19 protein-coding genes and 2 pseudogenes are annotated in these 20,839 nt (G+C 70.7%); 7 read left to right on the forward strand and 14 right to left on the reverse strand.

Translation table 11 applies throughout. From position 1 onward, the window contains the following. Position 1: 1 nt before the first annotated feature. Positions 2-1,333: a hypothetical protein gene (locus OG707_RS32725; RefSeq protein WP_329124789.1), complete on the reverse strand. Its 1,332-nt coding sequence runs from the start codon at positions 1,331-1,333 to the stop codon at positions 2-4. Positions 1,334-1,476: 143 nt separating this feature from the next. Here OG707_RS32725 and OG707_RS32730 point away from each other — a divergent pair, with 143 nt between their 5' ends. Further along, the gene (locus tag OG707_RS32730; protein ID WP_329124791.1) at positions 1,477-2,874 is read left to right on the forward strand and encodes a lipase family protein; all 1,398 of its coding nucleotides are present in this window, start codon (positions 1,477-1,479) and stop codon (positions 2,872-2,874) included. Positions 2,875-2,896: 22 nt separating this feature from the next. Then, positions 2,897-4,339, forward strand: a complete 1,443-nt coding sequence (locus OG707_RS32735) for a hypothetical protein (RefSeq protein WP_329124793.1) — start codon at positions 2,897-2,899, stop codon at positions 4,337-4,339. 17 nt (positions 4,340-4,356) lie between these two features. Here the strand turns inward: OG707_RS32735 and OG707_RS32740 are convergent, their stop codons facing one another. Beyond that, positions 4,357-5,070: a 1-acyl-sn-glycerol-3-phosphate acyltransferase gene (locus OG707_RS32740; protein WP_329124795.1), complete on the reverse strand. Its 714-nt coding sequence runs from the start codon at positions 5,068-5,070 to the stop codon at positions 4,357-4,359. Positions 5,071-5,181: 111 nt separating this feature from the next. On the opposite strand from OG707_RS32740, the gene OG707_RS32745 reads away from it, so the two are divergent. Together OG707_RS32745 and OG707_RS32750 are read left to right on the forward strand one after the other, a co-directional pair. Then, entirely contained in the window at positions 5,182-5,430 is a 249-nt protein-coding gene (locus OG707_RS32745; protein ID WP_329124796.1) for an acyl carrier protein, read from the forward strand. Then, positions 5,427-6,632: a beta-ketoacyl-[acyl-carrier-protein] synthase family protein gene (locus OG707_RS32750; protein WP_329124798.1), complete on the forward strand. Its 1,206-nt coding sequence runs from the start codon at positions 5,427-5,429 to the stop codon at positions 6,630-6,632. The genes OG707_RS32745 and OG707_RS32750 overlap by 4 nt, the downstream gene beginning before the upstream one ends. 173 nt (positions 6,633-6,805) lie before the next feature. Here OG707_RS32750 and OG707_RS32755 read toward each other — a convergent pair whose 3' ends face one another. Genes OG707_RS32755 through OG707_RS32765 form a run of 3 tightly spaced genes read right to left on the reverse strand, consistent with a single transcriptional unit; the run spans position 6,806 to position 8,929 of the window. Then, positions 6,806-7,600 carry a GDSL-type esterase/lipase family protein gene (locus OG707_RS32755; RefSeq protein ID WP_329124800.1) on the reverse strand — a complete coding sequence of 265 codons (795 nt, stop codon included), beginning with the start codon at positions 7,598-7,600 and terminating at the stop codon, positions 6,806-6,808. A gap of 23 nt (positions 7,601-7,623) precedes the next feature. Further along, complete coding sequence (locus OG707_RS32760; protein WP_329124802.1) at positions 7,624-8,313, reverse strand: acyltransferase; 690 nt, start codon at positions 8,311-8,313, stop codon at positions 7,624-7,626. Positions 8,314-8,362: 49 nt separating this feature from the next. Further along, positions 8,363-8,929 (reverse strand): helix-turn-helix domain-containing protein, encoded by a 567-nt coding sequence (locus tag OG707_RS32765; RefSeq protein ID WP_329124804.1) that lies wholly within the window; start codon positions 8,927-8,929, stop codon positions 8,363-8,365. Positions 8,930-9,017: 88 nt separating this feature from the next. On the opposite strand from OG707_RS32765, the gene OG707_RS32770 reads away from it, so the two are divergent. After that, positions 9,018-10,268, forward strand: coding sequence for a benzoate/H(+) symporter BenE family transporter (locus OG707_RS32770; protein ID WP_329124806.1), 1,251 nt, complete (start codon positions 9,018-9,020; stop codon positions 10,266-10,268). On the opposite strand, the gene OG707_RS32775 is transcribed toward OG707_RS32770, so the two are convergent. The 4 genes from OG707_RS32775 to OG707_RS32790 form a co-directional block, all read right to left on the reverse strand. Then, positions 10,228-10,935 carry a type 1 glutamine amidotransferase gene (locus OG707_RS32775; protein ID WP_329124808.1) on the reverse strand — a complete coding sequence of 236 codons (708 nt, stop codon included), beginning with the start codon at positions 10,933-10,935 and terminating at the stop codon, positions 10,228-10,230. The genes OG707_RS32770 and OG707_RS32775 overlap by 41 nt on opposite strands. Positions 10,936-10,950: 15 nt before the next feature. After that, entirely contained in the window at positions 10,951-12,177 is a 1,227-nt protein-coding gene (locus OG707_RS32780) for a lipase family protein (RefSeq protein WP_329124810.1), read from the reverse strand. Further along, positions 12,168-12,797, reverse strand: a complete 630-nt coding sequence (locus OG707_RS32785) for a TetR/AcrR family transcriptional regulator (RefSeq protein WP_329124812.1) — start codon at positions 12,795-12,797, stop codon at positions 12,168-12,170. The genes OG707_RS32780 and OG707_RS32785 overlap by 10 nt, the downstream gene beginning before the upstream one ends. A 79-nt stretch (positions 12,798-12,876) precedes the next feature. Next, positions 12,877-13,650 carry a MerR family transcriptional regulator gene (locus OG707_RS32790; RefSeq protein WP_329124814.1) on the reverse strand — a complete coding sequence of 258 codons (774 nt, stop codon included), beginning with the start codon at positions 13,648-13,650 and terminating at the stop codon, positions 12,877-12,879. A gap of 160 nt (positions 13,651-13,810) precedes the next feature. On the opposite strand from OG707_RS32790, the gene OG707_RS32795 reads away from it, so the two are divergent. Beyond that, a complete protein-coding gene (locus OG707_RS32795) occupies positions 13,811-15,040 on the forward strand; it encodes a serine hydrolase domain-containing protein (RefSeq protein ID WP_329128100.1) in 1,230 nt (409 codons plus the stop codon). Between the two features lie 114 nt (positions 15,041-15,154). Further along, on the forward strand, positions 15,155-16,054 hold the full coding sequence (locus tag OG707_RS32800; protein WP_329124815.1) for an aminoglycoside phosphotransferase family protein: 900 nt from the start codon (positions 15,155-15,157) through the stop codon (positions 16,052-16,054). 43 nt (positions 16,055-16,097) lie between these two features. Here OG707_RS32800 and OG707_RS32805 read toward each other — a convergent pair. From OG707_RS32805 to OG707_RS32825, 5 genes and pseudogenes are all read right to left on the reverse strand, one after another. Beyond that, positions 16,098-16,259, reverse strand: a pseudogene (locus OG707_RS32805) (CorA family divalent cation transporter); the annotation flags it as partial. Positions 16,260-16,284: 25 nt separating this feature from the next. After that, positions 16,285-18,030: pseudogene (locus tag OG707_RS32810) on the reverse strand (AAA domain-containing protein); the annotation flags it as partial. 144 nt (positions 18,031-18,174) lie between these two features. Further along, positions 18,175-18,843, reverse strand: coding sequence for a nucleotidyl transferase AbiEii/AbiGii toxin family protein (locus OG707_RS32815; protein WP_329124817.1), 669 nt, complete (start codon positions 18,841-18,843; stop codon positions 18,175-18,177). A gap of 5 nt (positions 18,844-18,848) precedes the next feature. Next, positions 18,849-19,241: a hypothetical protein gene (locus OG707_RS32820; protein ID WP_329124819.1), complete on the reverse strand. Its 393-nt coding sequence runs from the start codon at positions 19,239-19,241 to the stop codon at positions 18,849-18,851. A 353-nt stretch (positions 19,242-19,594) separates the two neighbouring features. Then, the gene (locus OG707_RS32825) at positions 19,595-20,722 is read right to left on the reverse strand and encodes a magnesium and cobalt transport protein CorA (protein ID WP_329124821.1); all 1,128 of its coding nucleotides are present in this window, start codon (positions 20,720-20,722) and stop codon (positions 19,595-19,597) included. Positions 20,723-20,839 lie beyond the last annotated feature (117 nt).

The raw sequence follows: 20,839 nt of genomic DNA on the forward strand, positions 1-20,839 counted from the left end.
GTCATCGTCGGCGGGTGCCGAGTACGGCTGCTGCGACGGCGGCGGGCAGCAGGACGAGGAACAGCGCCGCCATCAGCCCCAGGTCCGTGGGGGTGCGGTCCGCTTTCATGAAGCGGTGGAGCAGCGAGTGCTGCTGAGGCTGCGGCCGGGGCTTCTGGTGCGGGGGTGGGGGTACGGGTACGACGGGTACGGCAGCCGGGACCCGCTTGCGCGCCAGGGGCGCGGTGGGCGGGACGGCGGGAGCGACGCGGGGGGCCACGACACCGGGTGCGAGTGGCACCTGCGCCAGCAGAGCGGCGCCCAGCGGCACACCGGCGGGCGGCACCGGTGCGGCCCCGGGCGGCTCGGCCCCGGGCCGCGTCCGGTGCCCGGCCGGAGGCCGCCGTACGGGAGCGACGGCCGCCGGGGTCCGCGAGGGCCTCGCGGGCGGGGGCGCCGCGGCGAGCAGCGTGAAACGCACCGTGTCACGGGCCGTCAGCCGGGGCGGCGCCACCGCACCGCCCCGGGTGCCGAGGGTGCGCAGCAGATCGCTGCCCTCCGCCAGGCCCCGTCCGACGTACGTACCGGGGGAGCGCCGCACCGTGGCGGTGCACGTGGCCGTCGCCCCGGCAGCGAGCCGGCGCAGGCCGGGCCGCCCGCCTCCGCAGTCGATCCGGTCGGGAGCGATGCCCGGGTCGGTGACACGGATGCCGTGGACGGCCCGGTTGCCGGTGTTGGTCACGGTGTAACGGACCAGTGCGCGCTCCGGGCCGGTCACCCGGGCCGACTCCACGAGGGCGAGCGCCGCGCCCACCCCGGCGTACCCGGAGCGTGCCGTCGCATGCGCCGCGTCGTGCAGATACGGCCGTCGCCCGGTGGCCCGGACCTCGCCGACCCAGGCGCCGGGCCGTGCGGGACCCGTCGCCGTACAGCGCACCGAGCGCAGCCCGCTCAGCATCGCCACCCGGTCCTGCCCGCCGGGGCAGCGGATCTCGGCGCCCGGCATTCCGGGGTCCCGCACGATCACCCCGTACAGGTCGGAGCCGGTGCGGTTGGTCAGGCGGTACGACTTGACGACACCGGCACCCGTCCGGATCCCGGGGTGCAGCGCGCCGAGACCGGGCCGCGTGTTCACCGTGACGTCGAGCGCGAGCCCCGGCGGACCGGCCCCGTCGGCGACCGAGGGCCCGGACGGCGACCAGCAGCAGGCGATCAGCACGAGCCCCGCCAGCAGGCGTCGCGGCGAACACGTCCGCGTCCGCGCTTCGCCCCGCCGTCCGATGATCACACCGACATGCTGATCTTCATGTGCGTCGGCCGCGGCCCCGGCGCGCGCGTACGTCCCGAGTTTCACCGGAATGAGCCTCGCCGGAGCGGTCCGCCGGAGTGCGCACACCCTCGGTGATTCACCCGAACGGCCGCCACGGTCCTGCCGGGCGGCGGTGCCCCCTGTCTACTGCTGAGGGGTCTTAGTACTTCAAGGACGAGGTGGCCGACATGGCAGTCCAGACAGTCGACGCGGGCGTCATACCGGAGTCCGCACCGGCGGACGGGACCGACGCCGACCTGCTCATGGCGGCGTCCGTCCTGCTCGCCGACGCGGCGCTCGCGGCACGGCAGGCAGGCGCGGAACTGACCGCCGCCGCCTCCAGCTGGCGGGTCGGTCTGCAGGCGGTCAGGCACCCGGGGTGGGCGTTCGGCGCCGCTCTGTCCGCGGCGCACGCGGTGACGAACCCCGCCGGGCTCGGGCTCGCAGCGAGCGGAGGAATCGTCGGCGAGGCGGTCCGCTCCCTGGGGGCCGTGGCCCGCCGCAGACCCGCATCCGTGGTGATGGCGGTCGACGCGTTCGCGCTGCGGATCGAGGCGGCGGCCCGCGACCACCCGAACCTGGCGGAGCCCCTGGCCAAACGGCTCACCGACGCGGTGATCACCGGACGCAGGCTCGAAGCGCTGCGCGCCGCACGGGAGTTGGTCGACCTCTTCGGCGTCACCCGCACCCTGACCACGGTGTCCCCCGTGCTCATGGAACTGCTCGCGCTGAACGGGCTCCTCGACGAGAACCCCACCAACGACAGCTTCGCCTGGGTCACCCTGACCGGCGGCGTCCCCGACACCGACCCGGTGTTCGGCCTGCCCGCCGGCCTCATCAAGTATCTGAACCCGGGCCCCGGCCGGGCCGAGCGGGCCGAGGCCGACGCGATGCTCACCCGGGTCCTGGACCGCTCCGGCAACGACATCGTCCGCTACATCGACGTCATCTCCGCGCTCGGCAACCACGGACTCGCCCTGCTGCGCCGCATCGACTGCACGGACGGCGTCCAGCGGCACGTACTGCTGCTCCCGGGCACCAGCTTCGGGCGGGTGACCAACAGCACCCCGCAGGACCTCGTCGGTGCGTTCGACGGGGTGCTGCGCACCGACACGACGTACACCCGGGCCGTGAAGAACCTGCTGCTGCGCGCCGGGGTCCCCGAGGGCTCCGAGCTCATGATCGTCGGGCACAGCCTCGGCGGCATCACGGCCATGAACCTCGCCTGCGACCTCGACATCGTGTCGACGTACCGGCTCACCCATGTGATCACCGTGGGCTCGCCCATCGACAACAAGCGCCCCGTCGACCCCGCGGTCCAGGTGATCAGCCTGGTCAACAATCACGACGTGATCCCCGGGCTCGACGGACGCGGGCCCGCGTCCGCCTCCGACGTCCCCGACAGCTGGATCGAACTGGCCTGGGAGGACGAGACGTACGACTACCCGCTCTCGCACGCCCCGCAGGCGTACGCCGGGACCCTCGGCAGCGGTGAACTCCCGCACCGCGCCCGCGTCAACGCGCTGATCACCGCCTACGACGGCGAGATCGTCGCCAACCAGCCGTACCGGCTGTTCGACAAATGACCACGGACCCTGGAGACCGGCGATGAACGCCACCGACACCACGACCGCTCCCGGCCGGCCAGCTCTCGCCTGGCCTCTGGAGAACACCCTGGTCAGCGCGGCTCTGGCCGCCCAGCGCATCTCCTGGATCGATGCGCCGGCCCGCGCGCTGGGGCTGAAGCCTTTCACCCGGCAGCAGTTGACCCGGCAGGCCCTCGCACAGGTACGGCGCAGTACGTCCGGGCGTCCCGCGCGGGTGCGCACCGCATTCGGCTCGTTCCTGATGCCGCTCTCCGTCGACGACGCCTGCGCGCTGATCGCGCAGGCGGAGGAGGCCGGCGCCCGTGGCACCGTCGCCTCCCTCACTCCCGAGGGCCGCCGTACGACACTGACGGCCCATGCCGCGTCGGCCCGTCCACTGAGCGCCCTGCGCACCCGGGTGCGTTCCGCCGCCGCGGAGGAGGCCGCCGAACTCCTCGCCGTACGGCAGGCGGACGACACCCTTCCGCGCGCGGAGTGGTGTGCCGTCACCCGCCGGCTCGCCCGGCGCATCGTCCTCGGGGACGGCGGCGCCGACGACACCCTCGTCAGCGACATCCTGGAGGCCACGCTCGGGTCCGCGAACTCCGCCGAACACTCCGAGAGGGCCGCCGCGCTGCGGCGCCGCATCGACCCGTACGTCCCGGCCGGCACCTCCGCGGAGGCCGAAGACGTGGAGGCGGCCGCGCTCGAGCACGCCCTCGAAGTCGTCACCCGCGCCCTCGACGAGACAGTGCCGCAGGCCCTGGCGCTGGTGACGGTGCAGCCGCTGATGCCCGCGACCGACCGTGCGGAGCTCGGCGTGGCAGAGGCGCTGCGCCGCTATCCGCCGCTGGCCGCCACCGTCCACGAGATCACCGCTCCCTTCGCATGGCGCGGTACGGCCGTCGAGGCCGGCACCGAGATCCTGTGCGCGACCGCCTGGCTGCGCGACCTGGACGAGGGGGAGGAGGGGACACCGGGCCCCGAGGACCCGTCGGTGTCCCTGTGCGCGGCGCCCGCGCCCTGCGCCGCGGCCGAACTGGCCGTGCTCGCCGCCACGGAACTCGTCCGCGCGCTGACCCGGCACGCCGAGCCGGTCGTCCGCACCCCGCGCCTCGACCCCGCCGCCCTCCCGGCCACGCTCCCCGCCGCGTCGCTCGGCCTTGCTCTCGTGCAGACCGGACCCGTCCCGGTCGCGGACACGGACACGGCCGAACGCGAGACGTTCGACGCGAGTGCCGGTCCTGCCGCAGGGCAGAGTCCCGCCCACTACGCGGCGCTCGCCTCGGCCAGCGCCCGGCGGCTGGAGGAACACGCACGCCGGCTCGCCGAGTGCGCGCGGCAGCCCGGCTGGAACCGCGACGCCTTCGGCGAGCAGTGCCGTATGCGTCTGCTCGCCCACGCGGAGCGCTGCGCCCGTGCGGCCACCGACGCCCGCCGAGCCGCCGAGTGGCTGCTGAACTGACGCTCAGGGCAAGGGAATTACCAGAACGGTGTCGCCCGGCGGCGCCGGTCGCGGTCGACCATGCCCTGCACGGTGAACCACACCTCGTCGCTCAACCGCCGGGCGGCGGCGGAGCGTTGGGCGAACGTCCCGGCGTCGGAGGGCGCGGGGATCGGCTCGCCCACGGAGACGATCCACTTCGCGGGAAGCGGCAGCAGGGTGGTGACGGGGAAGTACGGCAGGCCGAACCGCCGGGCCAGCGCCCCGATCTCACCGAGCTTGGGATAGGTCTCCTCGGCCCCCACGACGGACACCGGGACGACCGGTACCCCGGTCAGTACGGCGGTCGCCGCGAAGCCGGGGCCGAAGGGCCGCAGCCGGTATCGCTCCGAGAAGGGCTTCCCGACGCCGTCGATCCCCTCCGGGAAGACGGCGACGAGGTGCCCTTCCGCCAGCCGGTCGCGGCCCAGTGTCGGGTCGTCGGTGAAGGCGCCGTGCCGTTGGGCGTACGCCGCCAGTGCCGGTACCCGGAAGAAGAGTTCGGCGACGTAGAGGTGAATGGGGCGTGCCAGCCGCCGGTGCAGAACGTTGTGCAGGACCAGACCGTCGAGCGCCCAGGCCCCCGAGTGGTTCGCCGCGAGGAGTGCCGGACCGGTCGCCGGGATGTTCTCCAGGCCGGACACCTCGACGCGGAAGTAGTCGGAGGCCAGCCACTCCAGCACGCCGTCCATCGCGTCGGTCAGTTCCTTCATGCATCCCACCTTCAGCCCAATGAGGGAGCTCTCCAGGCTATAGATGCCATTTAGATGGTTTTCTTAACTATGCCCCGATATGAGCGGGGTGCCGTTCTGCGTGAGGACACCATGAGTACTTCCGCGACACCTGCGACCAAAGATCTGCTCACCGGACTTCTCGTCGACAAGTTCGAGGTCGACCCGGACGCCGTCCGGGCGGACGCACCGATGACCGAACTGCTCGTCGACTCGCTGATGGTCGTCGAGATGGCCGTCACGCTCAAGGAGGAGCTGGGCGTCTCCGTCACCGAAACCGAACTCCGGGAGCTCGCCTTCGCCGAGTTCGCCGACCGCGTCGACGCCCAGCGCACCCGGTGACCCCGGACACGGCGGTCACCGTCACCGGACTCGGCATGGTCACCCCGGCCGGCCGGGACGCGGACACCACCTGGGCCGCCGTCCTGGCGGGCCGGGCGAGCGCCCGCCGCGACCCGGCGCTGTCGGAGCTGCCGGTGACCCTGAGCTGCCGTGTCGACGGCGCCCACGAACTGCCCCTGCGGCAACGAGGTGTCACCCATCTCGACCCCGCCGCCAGGATGGGCCTGGCCGCCGTGACCGAGGCTCTCGACCGGGCGAAGCTGGACCCCGCCGACTGGGACGGCTCCCGGGTCGCCGTGGTCACCGGCTCCGGCGTCGGCGGCGTACAGCCCCAGGAGGCCGCCGCGGCACGGTTCGCGGACGGAGGCGCGACCAGCGTCTCCCCGTACTTCCTCACCGGCTACCTGCCGAACATGGTGAGCGCCACCCTCGCCCTCCACCTGGGCGTCACCGGACCGGTCTTCGGGGTCGCCACAGCGTGTGCCGCCGGTGCCACCGCCCTCGGCACGGCCCGGCAGCTGCTCCTGACCGGGCAGTGCGACATCGCCGTCGTGTGCGGCGCCGACGCGGCGGTCACCCCGCTCGTCACGGCCGGCTTCAGCCAGCTCGGCGCGCTCTCAGACCGCCTCTCGTGCCCCTTCGACGTGGCCCGCGACGGGTTCGTCATCGCCGAGGGCGCGGGCGCGCTCGTCCTGGAGCGGCCGGAGCACGCGGCGGCCCGCTCGGCCCCCGTCCTCGCCCGGTTCGTCGGCTACGGCGCCACCACCGACGCCCACCACCTCGTCGCCCCGCACCCCGAGGGCCACCAGGCCGAGCGGGCCGTCCGGGCCGCTCTCGCCGAGGCCGGGGCCGCGCCGGACGACGTGGACCACGTCAACGCGCACGGCACCTCCACCCCGCGCGGCGACGCGATGGAGGCGACGCTCCTGGCCCGCGTCTTCCCGCACCGGCCGCCCGTCACCTCCGCCAAGGGGGCGCTGGGACACACCCTGGGAGCGGCCGGCGCGATCGAGGCCGCCCTGACCGTACTCGCGCTGCGCGACGACGCCGTCCCACCGGTGGCGGGGCTGCGCGACCGGGACCCCGCGTGCGACATCGACGCCGTCGCCGGGTCCGCCCGGCGACAGCCTTCGGCCCTTGCCGTCAGCACCTCGTTCGGCTTCGGCGGCCACAACGCGGCCGTGGTCCTGGCACACGCCTGACCGGCTGTCAGTGCCCCCTGCGACACTTCAGTCCGAACAGTTCGGTACGAGCAAGGGGTGGGTGCGGCCGGTGGGGCCCGGCTGCGCGCCGATGTCGAACGGCACACCCGTACGGGCCCCGACGACGACTCAGCGCTGCTCCTCTGCGAGTTCGGCCCCCGGGGAGACGTGGGCTAGGCCGCCGCGTCCTCGGCGGTGTCGACGTGGCGGGGGGCCTTCGCCTCGGGGCGGATGTTCTCCAGCACCGGATAGGGGCGCGGGTAGGTCGCGCCGATCTGGAAGCGCTGGGCCAGTACGTCGGCGAACGCGGCGGCGATGCGGACCTCGCCGTTGGGGTTGGGGTGGGTGTCGTCCCAGGTGTGCTCGGCCGCCACGAACTCGACCGCGGTGTCGGCGACTTCGATCGGCGAGAGAGGCAGGCGCAGTTCGGCGGCGACGGCGCGGATCCGGTCGTTGCACTTGCTGACGCGCTTGGCGAAGACGAAGTCCTCGGTGGCCCGGGCCGTTTCGAGGATGGTGCCGAGGACCAGGCGCACCGCGTGGTGCCCGGCGCGGGCGTTGGCGATGAACTCGCGCAGGTTGGCCTCGAACTGGTCGGGGTCGGTGTCGTACCAGACGAGGTCGTTGATCCCCAGCAGCACCAGCACGAAGTCGGGCCGGTACGTCTCCACGTACTCCTGGACCGTCGTCTTCGCCACCAGGTAGGGCTGTCCCCACTTGGCGGCGTGATCGCGGTCGAACTCCGTGTCGGCGTAGGTGTTGTCGCCGTCGCCGGTCTCTTCGGTGCGGATGTTGTCGAGCGTCTTGTACGGACCGACGAAGTCGACCGCGACCCCGCACTGCTGGAGGTGTTTCCAGAAGCGGTACCGCCAGGTCCAGTCGCCGCTGCTGCCATGGCTGATGGAGTCGCCGACGATCATCAGGGACACCTGGACGACTTCGGGACTGTCGTAGTCGACGGGGGCCATGGGCTGCCTTCTCTCTCTGTCGCTCACTGGCGCTCGGTCGCGCCGACGGACTGCCAGCCGTGTTCGGGGTCGTAGCGCCGTACGACCCTGGCCGGCACACCGGCGAGTACGCAGTGGTCGGGGAACTGGCCGCGGACGACCGCGCCGCCGGCCACGACGGTGTTCCTGCCCAGCCGTACGCCGGGCAGGATGATGGCCCCGGTGCCGATCCAGCAGCCGTCCCCGATGAACACCGGGACGTTCTGCGGCCACTGGCCCCCGATCGGCTGCCCGGGGTCCAGATAGGTGTGGTTCTGGTCGGTGATGTAGACGTACGGGGCGATGAAGACGTCGTTCCCGATGTGGAGGGAACGGTGTCCGACGATGTGGCTGCCGCGGCCGACCGAGCAGCGCTGACCGATGTCGACGACCACCTCGGGACCCAGATCCTGACCGGTCGCGTACCCGGCCGAGATGCTCACCTGGGCGCCGACCAGGGTGTGGTCGCCGATGGAGATCCACTGCTCGCCGAAGATCGCGCCGGCCGGGAACGCGATGCACGCCCCCTCGCCCAGCCGGGCGAAGCGGAGCCCGCAGGGGCTTTCGGCCGAGATGTGGCCGTGGCTCTGGGCCCAGGCCCATCCGCGGTTCACCGCACTGCAGGCGAACCGCCGCAGACGCGCCTGCGCGCGGGCCCGCAGGGCGGATCCGGCATCCATCGGCAGACGAGACATGGTTCCAGCGTTCGCCGCAGCGGCACCGGCCGCAACGCGTGCCCCGTCGTCAGCGGGGCGGGGCTGCCCGGCGCGTAGGCCGTCCGGGTGGTGGGGTGCTCTTCGGGTACCGGACGAAGAGGATGCCCTGGACTTCGCCGTCCGGTGCGCTGTAGAAGTGCGGCGCGTCGGCCGGCCAGTGGGCGTGGCCGCCGGGCCCGGCCGACTGCGGCGCGTCCGGCAGGCCGACGACCGCCGTGCCGGAGAGCACCATCAGGCTCTCCGTGGTGTGCGGGACATGGGCGGCCGACTCCTGGGTCGCGCCCCCGGTGATGGTGACGCGGAAGACGTCGGTGGCCGCGGTCTCGTCCTCGTACCGCTCCAGGAGGACCGCTGTGACGGCGGTGCCGGAGACCCGAGAGCTCGGGGAGGGGTCGTCGAGGACGGCGCTGAGCGGGCGGCCGAGGGCGGTGGTCAGTGCGTAGAGCGTCTCCAGGGTGGGATTGCGCCGGCCCGTCTCGAGCTCCGAGAGCGTGCCCTTGCCGACGCCGGAGCGGCGCGCGAGCTCCGACAGGGACAGGCCGCTGTCCTGCCGCAGCTGCTTCAGCCTGCGTCCCACCTGGTCGTTCAGACTCATCCGACCTGTTCCTTTGACGTGCCGCCGTCCGCTTCCTTAGTGTTCCACGAACAGAACGTTCTGTTTATGGAACGGAAGGGATCTTCCCATGCCCCTGCTCGTCGCCCGCATCCGTGCCGCCGCGCCGCCCTCGGCCGTCGCGGCGGGGCTCGTCGCGGTCACCGTCGGTGTGACCAGCTCGGCCGCCATCGTGTTCACCGCGGCGCGGGCCGCGGGCGCGGACGCGCGGGAGATCTCCTCCTGGATGCTGGCCCTCGGCATCGGGATAGCCGTGACCTGCGCCGGCCTGTCGCTGCGGTACAAAGCACCGGTCGTCACCGCCTGGTCGACGCCGGGAGCAGCCCTCCTCGCCACGAGCCTGAGCGGGGTGTCGATGGGCAAGGCCGTGGGCGCGTTCGTGTTCAGCGCCGTACTGATCATGGCGAGCGGTCTGACCGGATGGTTCGCCAGGGTCATGGACCGGATCCCGGTGCCGCTGGCTTCGGCGCTGCTCGGCGGGGTGCTGCTCGAGTTCGGGACGGGGCTCTTCTCCCAGATGAGCGGCAGTTTCGCGATCGTGTTCCCGGTGTTCGTGCTCTACCTCCTCGCCCGTCGGCTGCTGCCCCGCTACGCGGTCCTCGTCGCGCTCGCCGGCGGGGTCGTCGCCTCCGCCGTCACCGGCGGCTGGCACCTGGAACGGGTCCAACTCTCGCTCGCGCAGCCCGTGTTCACGGCCCCGGAGTTCGACTGGAAGGTGCTGATCAGCGTCGGCGTACCGCTGTTCGTCGTCACCATGGCCTCGCAGAATCTGCCGGGGGTCGCCGTCCTGCGCGGGTCGGGTTACGACGTGCCCGTCTCGCCCGTACTGACGTGGACGGGAGCCGTGCAGGCGGTGCTCGCGCCGTTCGGGGCGTTCGGCATCAACCTGGCGGCGATCACCGCCGCGATCTGCACCGGCGAGGGGGCCCACCCCGACCGGCAGCGGCGCTACCTCGCTGCGGTCTGGGCGAGCGTCTTCTATCTGTGCATGGGCCTGCTCGGCGCGACCGTCGCCTCGCTGCTCACCGCGATGCCCCACGCGCTCGTCCTGGCCGTCGCCGGGGTCGGGCTGCTCGCCACGATCGAGGCGTCGCTGGCCAGTGCGCTGTCGGACCCCGCCTCGAGGGAGGCGGCCCTCGTCACCTTCCTCGCCACGGCCTCGGGGGTGACGCTGCTCGGGATCGGGTCGGCGTTCTGGGGGCTGCTCGCGGGCGTACTCACCAGCCTGGTCGCATCGGTGGGCCGGCGGCGCAAGGCGGCCGCCCCCGCCCCTCGGCCGGTCACGGCAGCTTCGAACACACCCGGGCGAACCTCCGTGTGAACACCGACCACGCCGAGACCGCCGCACCCTCCTCGGCCACGGCCTCGGCGTGCAGCCGGTCCCTGTCGAACCCCTGCTCGGCCAGCCGCTCCCGGTCCCAGCCGGCGATCCGCCCGGCCTCCGCCTCCGGGTGGAACTGCAGCCCCCAGGCCCGCGCCCCGACCCGGAACGCCTGGTGGGGGCAGGCCGCACTGGACGCCAACCAGGTTGCGCCCGGCGGGAGTTCGGTGATCGCGTCGACATGCCGCTCGATCGCGGGAACCGTGGCGCCGAGCCCGTGCAGCAGCGGATCGTCGGCGGCTTCGGCGCGCAGCCGGATCCGGGTGCTGCCGAACTCGGGCTCCCCGTGACGCGCCCGTACGCTGCCGCCCGCGACGTGCGCGAGCAACTGGCCGCCGAGGCAGATCCCGAGGACGGGCGTGCCGTCGTCCAGCGCCTGCGCGACGAGGCGGCGGGTCGCGGGAAGCCAGGGTGCGCGCTCGTCGTCGTCGGGGAGGAAGCCGCCGCCGAGCACGACGAGGGGTCGGCCGCCGAGCGACCGGGGCAGGTCCTCGCCGTCGTAGGGACGCAGTACATCGAGCCCGACCCCTGCCTCGCGCAGCCAGTCCCCGACCCGGCCGGGGCCGCCGCTCCTGGTGTTCTGTACGACCACAGCGGTCGGTGCCATCGTCTCAACTCCCTTTCAGAACTTGCAGTTTGCGGTGACCGGTGTGCCGGCGCGCCGTGCTTCCATCCAGGCGATCGCCTCGTCCAGCGGGCCGTCGCTGATGGTGTGTCCCTGGTCGGCGTAGAACTTGAACTCCAGGTTCACGCCCTTGTCGCACAGCTCCTGGGCGAGCGTCTGGTTGAGGTTGCTCAGCACGTCGTCGCCGCCCTGCGGCAACAGCACCGGGACCTTGGAGGTGGCCAGGTCGGTGGCGCTGGCTTTGAGAGCGGCGTTGAGCGGTTCCAGATCGGCGCCGGGCCGGAGGATGTCCTTGGCGGGAGGGATCACGGTCTCGCCGGACATGCAGGGCTCCGTCCACATGCGGTGCGCGGCGGCCAGGGCCTTGGGGGTGAGGAGTTCGGCGGGCTTGACCGCCGGGTCGGCCGCGGAGGCCCCGTCGATGAGCGTCAGCAGTATTCCGGCGTACGGGGTGGCCGTCGCGCTCTGCTGGGAGAACAGGGCGGGCATCCACTCGAATCCGACCGCGGGCGCGTTGGCGACCACGCCCTTGAGGCTGAACTCGGGGGCGTACGCGGGGGCGTAGTGGGCACTCCACAGTGCGGCGTGCCCGCCCTGCGATCCGCCGTAGACGAGGGTGGTGGTACTCGTCGCCGGGTCGATCCGGTGAGCGGCGCGCAGCATGTCGAGAGTGGCGTACGCGGCGGACTTGCCGTTGAGATACGGGTGTCTGATGCCGGTCACGCCGAGGCCGATGTAGTCGGGCTGTACGACGACGAATCCGCGCGCGAGGAGCTTGGCGACCGCACTGGTGTCCTCGAGACCGGCGAAGGCCGGCATACGGGACGGGCTGCACTTCGAGCCGATGCCCATGGTCCCGTGGTCCACGGCGGCAACGGGCCGTCCCCCGGCGGGCGCGGGCCCGTCGGGAACGGTCACCAGACCGGTCGCGGCCACCGGCCTGCCGTCGGTCCCGGTGCTCAGATACATCACGAGTGAGGTGTGCGACGGCTGCGTCAGCTTCAACTCGGGTGAGGCGAAGGGGCGTTGGCGGATCACGGTGCCGGGCCTGCCCGGGGGCAGCGGCTCCGGCGGATCGTAGAACGCGTCACCCTTGGGCACCGGCGCGGCCGTGGCCCGCGCCTTCGGGACCCGGTGGTCGTTGCCCGAGCTGCACCCTGACAGCGCCAGACCGGCGACGATCGCGCAGGTGACGCCCCAGCGGGGCGCCCGGACTAATCGCATGCTGCTCCTTTGTCCACGACCAGGGCGACAACGGTGTCGATGACGCCTCCCATGTCCACGGTGGGGTCGAGCAGCCACTGGTGCTGGATGCCGTCCGCGGCGGCAAGGGCCAGCCGGGCGACGGCGTCGGGGGAGAGGTCGGCGCGCATACGGCCCTCGCGCTGCAGTGCGGCGAGGCCCTCGCGCAGGGCGATGAGGATGTCGCCGTTGCGGACCTCGAAGAAGTCGCGCGCCGGGTGGTCGGGGAAGCCGGAGGCGGCCGCCATGCTCACGTACAGGCGCACCAGTCCGGCCACGTCACCGCTGCGGCGAAGGGTCGCGGCCATCGGCGAGATGGGGTCCCCGTAGGACTCCTGGGCGATGCGTTCCTTGGCGAGCCGGTCGCGCTCTGCCAGCGCCCAGATCAACAGGCCCTCGCGCGAGCCGAAGTAGCGCAGGACGCCGGCCTGGGACATGCCCATGCGGTCGGCGATCTCCTTGATCAGCGCGCCCTTCTCGCCGAGCATCGCGAAGACCTCCAGCGCCACGGCCAGGATCTCGTTGCGGCGGCGGACACCCTTCGCGTAACGGCCGCGCGGCGTACGGATGTTGTCGAGCCGTGCAGCACGCTCGGGGTCCATGCCGCGAAAAGCTAGCCGAGTTCACCTTTGGAGTCCATGCCGCTGCAGTCGGTCGCGCTTGTTGAAGGCGAGGGCGTGGTCACTGGTGCGGGACGTCGATGCCGGCCGCGCGCAGTTTCGCCTCGACCAGTGCGTTGAGGCGGGCGATGGACGGCCGGTCTTCCCGATGGTGGTTGACCAGTCCGTATCGGGCGGCTGTGTCGGACCGTTTCCGGGGCGCGGTCGGCATCTCCAGGCGTGCGCGGTCGACCAGCAGGTTGTCGGCCACCGCGGCGGCCAGCTCCTCGATGCGGGGGTCGTCGGGGTCCCAGGATTCGGCCTCCAGGGAGTTCTTGGTCAATGCGACGAACTCGGGGTCGTCGAGGCCGAGTTCGAGCCGGTTCAGGAAGCTGTCGAAGACCTCCGGAACCAGTGCCCGTGCCAGGACAAGGGCTTCCCGTTGTGTGGCCACGTAGGTGGGGTCGAAGCCGAGGCCGACGAGCCGTTCCAGGACCGCGCAGGCCCGGTCGGGCAGCAGGGCCCGGTCGCCGTGGGTGAGCCGGTGGAGTGTGTCGCGGCGTGCGGTCAGGTCCTCGATCTGTTCGTCGAGCCGATGATGTACGTCGTCCAGGGTGGCGGCGAACTGCTCGGGGCCGGCGTCGAGCAGATCGCCGATCTCGGCCAGTGGTACGCCGGCTCCGGCCAGGGTCCGGACCTGGACCAGGCGGAGCAGGTCGGCCGACCCGTAGCGGCGGTAACCGGAAGTGTCACGCTCCGGTTCGGCGATCAGACCGAGTCGGTGGTAGTGCCGCACGGTCTTGATCGTGACACCGACGAAGGACGCCGCCTGGCCAATCGTCAGTCCGCTTCTCATGCGCTCAACTCGCCTCTTCCCTTGGCTGGTTGATCGGGGTTGAGGTTGACCTTAGGTCATGGTGCACGCTCCTCGCATCGGCCCTCTCGACGAGGGCTCGGTCCCGTCCTCCGGCCGGAGGGATTCAGGGGATCGATTGATGCGGACAAGGAGATTGATGATGGACGGGACCAGCAACGGCATTTCCGAAGCGGGCATGCGCAAGGTGCGCGAGGTGCTGGCACGGCATGTCGAGTCCAAGAAGATCCCCGGCCTTGTCGCCCTGGTCGGCCGGGGCGACCGGACACAGGTCGAGGCGATGGGGACGATGCGTCATGACGGCGGTGCACCGATGGGCCGGGACACGATCTTCCGGATGGCATCGGTGTCCAAGCCGGTCACGATGGCGGCGGCGATGGTCCTTCTCGACGAGTGCCGGCTGCGCCTGGACGAGCCGGTCGATCCCTGGCTGCCCGAACTCGCCGACCGGCAGGTGCTGAAGAGGCCCGACGGCCCGCTGGACGACACCGTGCCGGCGCGGCGGCCGATCACCGTACGCGATCTGCTGACCTCCACCTTCGGCAACGGAGTGGACTTCACGCTGATGGCCTCCCCGATCAGGGCTGCGACCTTCGAGCGGCTCGACTACAGCGTGGTGTCCGGCCCCGCGCCCGAGCCGGACGAGTGGATGCGCCGCCTCGGCGAGCTGCCGCTGCAGTTCCAGCCCGGAGAGCGGTGGCAGTACGACCTCAGCAACGAAGTGGTCGGCGTCCTGGTCGCCAGGGTCACGGGCAGGCCGTTGGAGACGTTCCTGCGTGAACGGATTCTCGATCCGCTGGGCATGAAGGACACCGCCTTCCACGTGCCCGCCGACAAGATCGACCGCCTTCCGCCCCTGTACGGGCCCGATCCGCAGACCGGCGAGTTCCACATCTGGGACGAGGCGGCCGGCGGAGAGAAGAGCCGGCCACCGGCGTTCCAGGGCGCCGGCGGCGGTCTTGTCTCCACGGTCGACGACTACCACACGTACTTCCGCATGCTGCTGAACCACGGTGTGCACGACAGAGAGCGGATCCTGTCCCGTACCGCCGTCGAGCTGATGACCACCAACCGCCTGCTGCCCGAGCAACAAGCCGCCCGGAGCGCCATGTTCAGCGACGTGGTCCATGTAGCACCCGGTCAGGACCAGCACGGCGGTTGGGGCTTCGGGATGGCGGTGCGCACTCACCGGAGCGACTACGCCCCCATCGGCCAGTTCGGCTGGAACGGAGGTACCGGTACCTCGGCCTACGCGGACCCTGCCAACCGGATCACCGGAATCCTGCTCACCCAGACCGGGATGTCCACCCCGGATTCGGCGCGGCTCATCCACGACTTCTGGACCACGCTCTACCAGGCCATCGACGACTGACACCGGCTTCGCCGAAGGAGGCCGTCCTGGGCGGCCGAGAATCTCAGTTGATCTGGACCCTGGCGTATGAAGACTGGCAGTAGCGAGCCGGACCAGTGAAAGAGCCTTCGAGAGATGACCATGCACGATGACCAGGTGGACGTGACCACCGAAATCATTGCGACTCTGATCGGGGAACAGTTCCCTCAGTGGAGCGGCAAGGCGATCCAGCGCGTGCCGTCGACCGGGACGGTCAACGCCATCTTCCGCATCGGGCACGACCTGTCGGCGCGTTTCCCACTGCGTCTGGCCGATGCTGCGGAGGCGTTGGCGGTTCTGGAACAGGAAGCCCGGGCGAGTGCGGAGCTGGCGCAGGTGTCTCGGTTCCCCGCCCCGGAACCCGTCGCCCTGGGAAAGCCCGGAGCGGGTTACCCCATGCCCTGGTCGGTCCAGACATGGCTGCCGGGAACGGTCGCCTTTGACGCCGACTCGAGCGGGTCGGACGCCTTTGCCGAGGACCTTGCGGTCTTCATCGCAGCCCTTCGGGAAGCCGGGACGCGGGGGCGGCTTTTCCGCGGCGAGGGTCGTGGCGGCGTTCTCGCTCACCACGACGACTGGATGGCGAAGTGCTTCAAGGAGAGTGAGGGGCTGCTCGACGTGCCCCGGCTGCGCCAGGTGTGGAGCCACTTTCGGGAGTTGCCACGCACAGGTACCGACGTGATGAGCCACGGCGACTTGATTCCCGGCAATGTACTGGTCACGGGAGACCGGCTCAGCGGCGTACTCGACACCGGCGGCTTCGGTCCGGCCGACCCCGCGCTGGATCTGGTCAGTGCCTGGCACCTGCTGCAGCAAGGCCCGCGGGCAGTGCTCCGGCGGACACTGGGCTGTGACGATCTGGAGTGGGAGCGGGGCAAGGCATGGGCGTTCCAACAGGCGATGGGTGTTGTCTGGTACTACGTCGCGAGTAATCCGACGATGAGCAGCATGGGGCGCCGGACACTCGACCGCATTCTGGAGTCGATGGAGCGATGACTGCTGCTCGCCGGCTGGTTGATCCAAGCCCGCGTGAACGTACCTACAGCCAATCCCGCCGCTTGAAAATGAAGTACAAGCTGACGCACACCATTGCCATCAGGCCGATCGCGAACGGGTATCCGAACTCCCAGCCCAGTTCCGGCATGTGCTCGAAGTTCATGCCGTAGATCGTGCCGACCAGGGTGGGGGCGAAGAGGATCGCCGGCGGTGCGGGTCGCTCTCGCTGTCGCGAGGATCACTTCCGGCAGCGTTGCCGCGCCTGCCTCGTCGACCAGCACGACGTCGTACGGACCTTCGAACACGGACTTGTTGGTGCGGAATCGGGCGAGTGTGGTGGCCACCAGCTTGGCTGCCTTGATGATCTCGCCTTGAGCGTTACGGGCGAGACGTTCGTACTCCTCCTGGACTTGCCGGAACTGGTCTTCAAGTGAGGCGCGCTCAGTGGCGTCGGCTTTCACTTGGGGGCGTAGGCGCTCGGCGTTGGTGTGCCTCGCTGGCCAGCCCTGTTGTTCGGCGAGGGTGATGAGGGCCGCCGCCTCTTTCGCATGCATTACGGCCTGCTCCACGTCGGCGGCTTGCCGTCGGCGGAGGGTCACAAGGTCGAGGGCCGACTTGTAGGTGGTCCGAGCGGAGGCGAGCGCCTGCTCCAGGGGTTCGATCTGCTGAGGTGTGAGAGCGATGCAGGCGATCAGTTCTGTCAGCTGTACTTCCAGTGCGGTGATGTGGGCGTTTGCTGTGGTGCGCGCGACCCGTGCCACACCCTGTTCTCGCGCTGCGTCTGCCTCGGCGGCGGCTATCTGTTCGCTGAGCTCCTGCCGTTTCTCGCGGGTGCGCCACCGGGCCATGGATCGCCTGGCGTCGAGTTGGCCCAGCTCCTCTTGCAGATCGCGGAGGTAGTCCTCGGCCATCAGGGCATCGGCTTCCTTGCGATCTGCCGCCTTGAGGACGCGTGACTGTTCCTTGCGTAGGCGGTCGACCTCGCTCCACCCCTGTCGCGAAACCTCTGCTGCGTTGCTGCGCTGCTCGGCTTCCTGCGCCGATTCCTGCGCCGCATCCCGTGTCGCCACGGCTTCCTCGATGAGTGCCGCGGCCTTGGCTGCTCGGCCCTGCAGGGAGACAGGGTCCTGGTCAGGCGTACGCAGCAGTTTCAATGCGGCAGCGTATCCGGCCGGGTCGAAGCGCACGAGCGCTGTATCCAGAGCAGCCAGTTCCGCCGCGCGGGCCCGACTGCTCACCAGTGCCGCCTCGATCCGGCTCTGGCGCTCGGCCGTTTCGGCGAGGCGCTCGCGGACCATGAGGGGAAGTGACACCTCGGGGTTGTCGGCCACCTCCCGCAACTGTGGAGGACCCACGCGGACGATGTCGCCGGGGCTGTGCCGGCTCTCCTTAGCCACTCCCAACAGGGCGTTGTCGACAGCGATGTTGGTGGCCGAGACCAGCAACACACGCTCGCCCCGGGTGATCAGGTCACCGATCGCACGTTTGAGCACGGTGGTCTTGCCGGTGCCGGGCGGGCCCCACACCAGATGAATGCCCTGGCCGAGGCACGCGCGGTAGGCCTCACCCTGGGCGGGATGAAAACCCGGTGGGTCAGGGTCGAGGGACGACGTACCGCCGATGCAACCGGCGGCCAACGCGCTCGCCAGCGGGGCTTCTCCCATGCCTGCGATACCGTCGCGCAGGGCCTCGGCCAGGAAGGTCGGCGGCTGCTTGAGCATCCACAGATGGGGATCCGTCAGGTCGGCGAATGCGGCGACCTTCAGCGAGAGCAAGGAGCCGTTCTGCACGGACTCCGCAACAGAGAAGCCCTTCGTCTCGATGTTGTCCGGTTCCGGGCCGGCAAGCTTCAGCGTGTCCAGCTGGTCCGGATCGATGTCTGAGCTGCGGATGTCGACGGCGTACCAACCCGCCTCCCCGGTGCGGATCGCGCGTCCGATGCGCTGCCAGCGTGGTCGCTTGCCCGTACCGCCCATGATGGCGATCAGTTCGCCCAGCGCCGTAGCGATCTCCTCGCGCCATCCCACCCGCCGTCGCCCCCTGTTTCCGTTCTCCGATGGATCCCGACGCTCACCGTCGGCCCCGTCGGCAGGTTCCACATTTGTCTCGCCCCGACGTGATCAGTCGATGTCCGGGTCGTCGGACTCATCAAGGAGACGGTGCGCGAGGTCGTCGGCCCACTCCACCGCCCACTTGCGGAGCCTGGCGATGGTGGCGTCATCGAGGCCATAGGCGGAGAAGGCTTCGTCGTCGGTCCACTCGGCGCCGGTGAGGTTGGCCTGGAGGTCTTCGCGGTCGAAACGGCCGCGGGCGTGGCGGCGGCCGAACTCCTCGAGCTCTGCGTTCGTCCAGCGGCGGGACGCGGCGAACACGTCGATCAGGTCGCGTGGCGCTCCGCGGTCAGCCAGGGCACGAACCTTGGTCCCGATCACGTCCTCCTCGGCGAGGACAGGCCCGTACGAGCTCTGGGCGACGGGCCGCCAGAAAATCTCCTTGAGGATGTCGACCTCGCACTCCTGCCCGGTGGCGGGGTCCGTCACGGTGAAGCGAGCGGACAGCGGGGCAGTCTCCAGTGCCTGTACCTTCCAGCCCCGGGCTGTCAGGCCGCTACAGAGCGCCGCTGCGATGTCGGTCATCGGCGCCGGGTTATCGGTGGCGACATCGAGATCCTGGCTGGGGCGGTTCACGAGGCGGTGCGCCCTCACCGCATACCCGCCGGTGAGGACCAGGGGATACGGCGAGCCGAGGGCGATCACATCCGCCAGGAGCCGCGTGTGCAGCTCCGGCATGTCCGTCACGCGGCTGCCCGGGTGCGGGAGGCGAGTTCGGGGAAAGCGTCCTCCCACACGGTGCGCACGGTGCGGCCGACGAGGGAGCGCAATACGGGCCATAGGCCGAGGAGCAGATCCCGGTTGAGGTAGCGGGGCAGGTCGTCGTGCAGGCCTTCGTGCAGGACGGTGCGGTACAGGCCCATGCGCTGGCGAGGTTTGTCCAGGTCGTACGAGGTCATCCCGGACCATGCCAGGTGCAGCGGCAGCTCCACGATGCCGTGGGCCGGTCCGTGCAACTCGTCCAGTGACTCCGGCAGGCGGCGCCGGAACTTTTCCCGGTACAGCGCGAGGTCCTCGGCGTCTGCGCCCGAGAGGTTCCTCGGCCCGGGTCCGGTGTGCTGCGGGTGGGAGGCCATGCGTCCATTATGGCGGCCGCACAGGGTCGGGGCTGGCGGCTTCAACCAAGGAGTCAATGTCACTGTCTGTGTCCGTTGCAGATAGCGGCAACGGCGCTCGGCGGCAGGCTTCGCGGGGAACGGGATAGGGATGGAGTCGCCGACGCAGGGCCCGTGCCGTCGGCTGATTCTCCCCGGATTCTCCCCAGCAGCTCCAGAAGGGTAAAAGTGCTGGTCAGAGGCGTGATGGAGGCAGGTAGAGGAGATCACCCGCATCACTTCTCCCCAGGGACTCCCCAAAGGCTGTCGTGGCTCGATTTTTGAAGAGTGCGAGAGCGAATTGTGCAAGCGACCCGAAGAGTGATCTCCGGGTCCTAGAGCCAGTCCCGCCGCTTGAAAATGACGTACAAACTGACACAGACAACCCCCATCAAGCCGACCGCGAAGGGGTATCCGAGGCTCCATCCCAGCTCGGGCATGTTCTCGAAGTTCATGCCGTAGATCGTTCCCACCAGTGTGGGTGCAAACAGAATGGCCGCCCAGGACGAGATCTTCTTGATCTCCTCGTTCTGCTGGAAGCCCGCCTCCGCCAGCGCCCGCATCTCCGCGTTCTGCTGCTGCGTGACCAGCGTCGCGTTGACCGTGAGGATTTCGGTGAGGGCCTGGCGGAAGCCGTCCACGCGTTCGCTGATGTGTGTGACGTGGTCGGCCACGTCGCGCAGGTAGCGCTGGAGTTCCTCGTCCGTACCGTACTTGGCGAAGCCCGCCATCAGGGCGTGCAGCATGCCCACCAGGGGGCGGGTCGCGCGCTGGAACTCCACCATTTCGCGGGAGAGTTCGTAGATGCGGCGGGAGACCTCGGGGTCGCCGCTGAAGACCTCGGTCTCGATCTCGTCGACGTCGATCTGTACGCCCGACACCACCGGTGCGTACCCGTCGACCACCGCGTCGAGGATCGCGTACAGCGCGGCTTCCGGGCCCAGGGCCAGGAGTTCGGGGGATTCTTCCATTCTCTTGCGTACGGCGGAGAGGTCGGGGGCCGCGCCGTGGCGGACCGTGATGAGGAAGTCCCTGCCGACGAAGACGTGCAGTTCGCCGAAGTCGACCTCCTCCGGGGCGTCCAGGTAGCGGGCGGCGCGCAGCACGACGAAGAGCGTGTCGCCGTAGCGCTCCAGTTTGGGGCGCTGGTGTGCTTCCAGGGCGTCCTCGACCGCCAGAGGGTGGAGGTCGAACTCGGCCGCTAGGGAGAGGAGTTCGGGTTCGGTCGGGCGGTGCAGGCCGATCCAGGCCATGCCGTCCGGGTGTTCGCGCAGCTGGCGGAAGGTGTCGGCGAGCGAGGCGGGGGTCGAGACGCGGCGGCCGTCGCGGTAGAGCGCGGCCTGGACGACGCTGCCGTTGTCGTTCTGTACGGGGGGCGGCATCGCGGGCGGCGGTGCGGGAGCCGGCGGGGGCGGGGTCGTCGTGGGAGGCGGGGGGCGGTGGCGCCAGGGGGGTCTGCGCATGGCGGTCGCTCCTCCCGGCTCGGGCCGTCACTTCGTACATCTGTCTGATCTTGCTCAGGTCAGGATATACGTCCCATATTGCGCGGGCAGGGTGGACGGATTTTGTCGATGAGGACA

The sequence above is a fragment of the Streptomyces sp. NBC_01465 genome, from assembly GCF_036227325.1.
Taxonomy (GTDB): domain Bacteria; phylum Actinomycetota; class Actinomycetes; order Streptomycetales; family Streptomycetaceae; genus Streptomyces.

What these genes read in the sequence shown, in the direction of transcription:
- OG707_RS32790 (WP_329124814.1), bottom strand. Translation starts at nt 13,650, where the DNA reads ATGAGAAGCGGACTGACGATTGGCCAGGCGGCGTCCTTCGTCGGTGTC.
- OG707_RS32800 (WP_329124815.1), top strand. Translation starts at nt 15,155, where the DNA reads ATGACCATGCACGATGACCAGGTGGACGTGACCACCGAAATCATTGCG.
- OG707_RS32825 (WP_329124821.1), bottom strand. Translation starts at nt 20,722, where the DNA reads ATGCGCAGACCCCCCTGGCGCCACCGCCCCCCGCCTCCCACGACGACC.
- OG707_RS32740 (WP_329124795.1), bottom strand. Translation starts at nt 5,070, where the DNA reads ATGAAGGAACTGACCGACGCGATGGACGGCGTGCTGGAGTGGCTGGCC.
- OG707_RS32785 (WP_329124812.1), bottom strand. Translation starts at nt 12,797, where the DNA reads ATGGACCCCGAGCGTGCTGCACGGCTCGACAACATCCGTACGCCGCGC.
- OG707_RS32745 (WP_329124796.1), top strand. Translation starts at nt 5,182, where the DNA reads ATGAGTACTTCCGCGACACCTGCGACCAAAGATCTGCTCACCGGACTT.
- OG707_RS32815 (WP_329124817.1), bottom strand. Translation starts at nt 18,843, where the DNA reads ATGCCGGAGCTGCACACGCGGCTCCTGGCGGATGTGATCGCCCTCGGC.
- OG707_RS32780 (WP_329124810.1), bottom strand. Translation starts at nt 12,177, where the DNA reads ATGCGATTAGTCCGGGCGCCCCGCTGGGGCGTCACCTGCGCGATCGTC.
- OG707_RS32775 (WP_329124808.1), bottom strand. Translation starts at nt 10,935, where the DNA reads ATGGCACCGACCGCTGTGGTCGTACAGAACACCAGGAGCGGCGGCCCC.
- OG707_RS32730 (WP_329124791.1), top strand. Translation starts at nt 1,477, where the DNA reads ATGGCAGTCCAGACAGTCGACGCGGGCGTCATACCGGAGTCCGCACCG.
- OG707_RS32795 (WP_329128100.1), top strand. Translation starts at nt 13,811, where the DNA reads ATGGACGGGACCAGCAACGGCATTTCCGAAGCGGGCATGCGCAAGGTG.
- OG707_RS32760 (WP_329124802.1), bottom strand. Translation starts at nt 8,313, where the DNA reads ATGTCTCGTCTGCCGATGGATGCCGGATCCGCCCTGCGGGCCCGCGCG.
- OG707_RS32755 (WP_329124800.1), bottom strand. Translation starts at nt 7,600, where the DNA reads ATGGCCCCCGTCGACTACGACAGTCCCGAAGTCGTCCAGGTGTCCCTG.
- OG707_RS32820 (WP_329124819.1), bottom strand. Translation starts at nt 19,241, where the DNA reads ATGGCCTCCCACCCGCAGCACACCGGACCCGGGCCGAGGAACCTCTCG.
- OG707_RS32735 (WP_329124793.1), top strand. Translation starts at nt 2,897, where the DNA reads ATGAACGCCACCGACACCACGACCGCTCCCGGCCGGCCAGCTCTCGCC.
- OG707_RS32770 (WP_329124806.1), top strand. Translation starts at nt 9,018, where the DNA reads ATGCCCCTGCTCGTCGCCCGCATCCGTGCCGCCGCGCCGCCCTCGGCC.
- OG707_RS32765 (WP_329124804.1), bottom strand. Translation starts at nt 8,929, where the DNA reads ATGAGTCTGAACGACCAGGTGGGACGCAGGCTGAAGCAGCTGCGGCAG.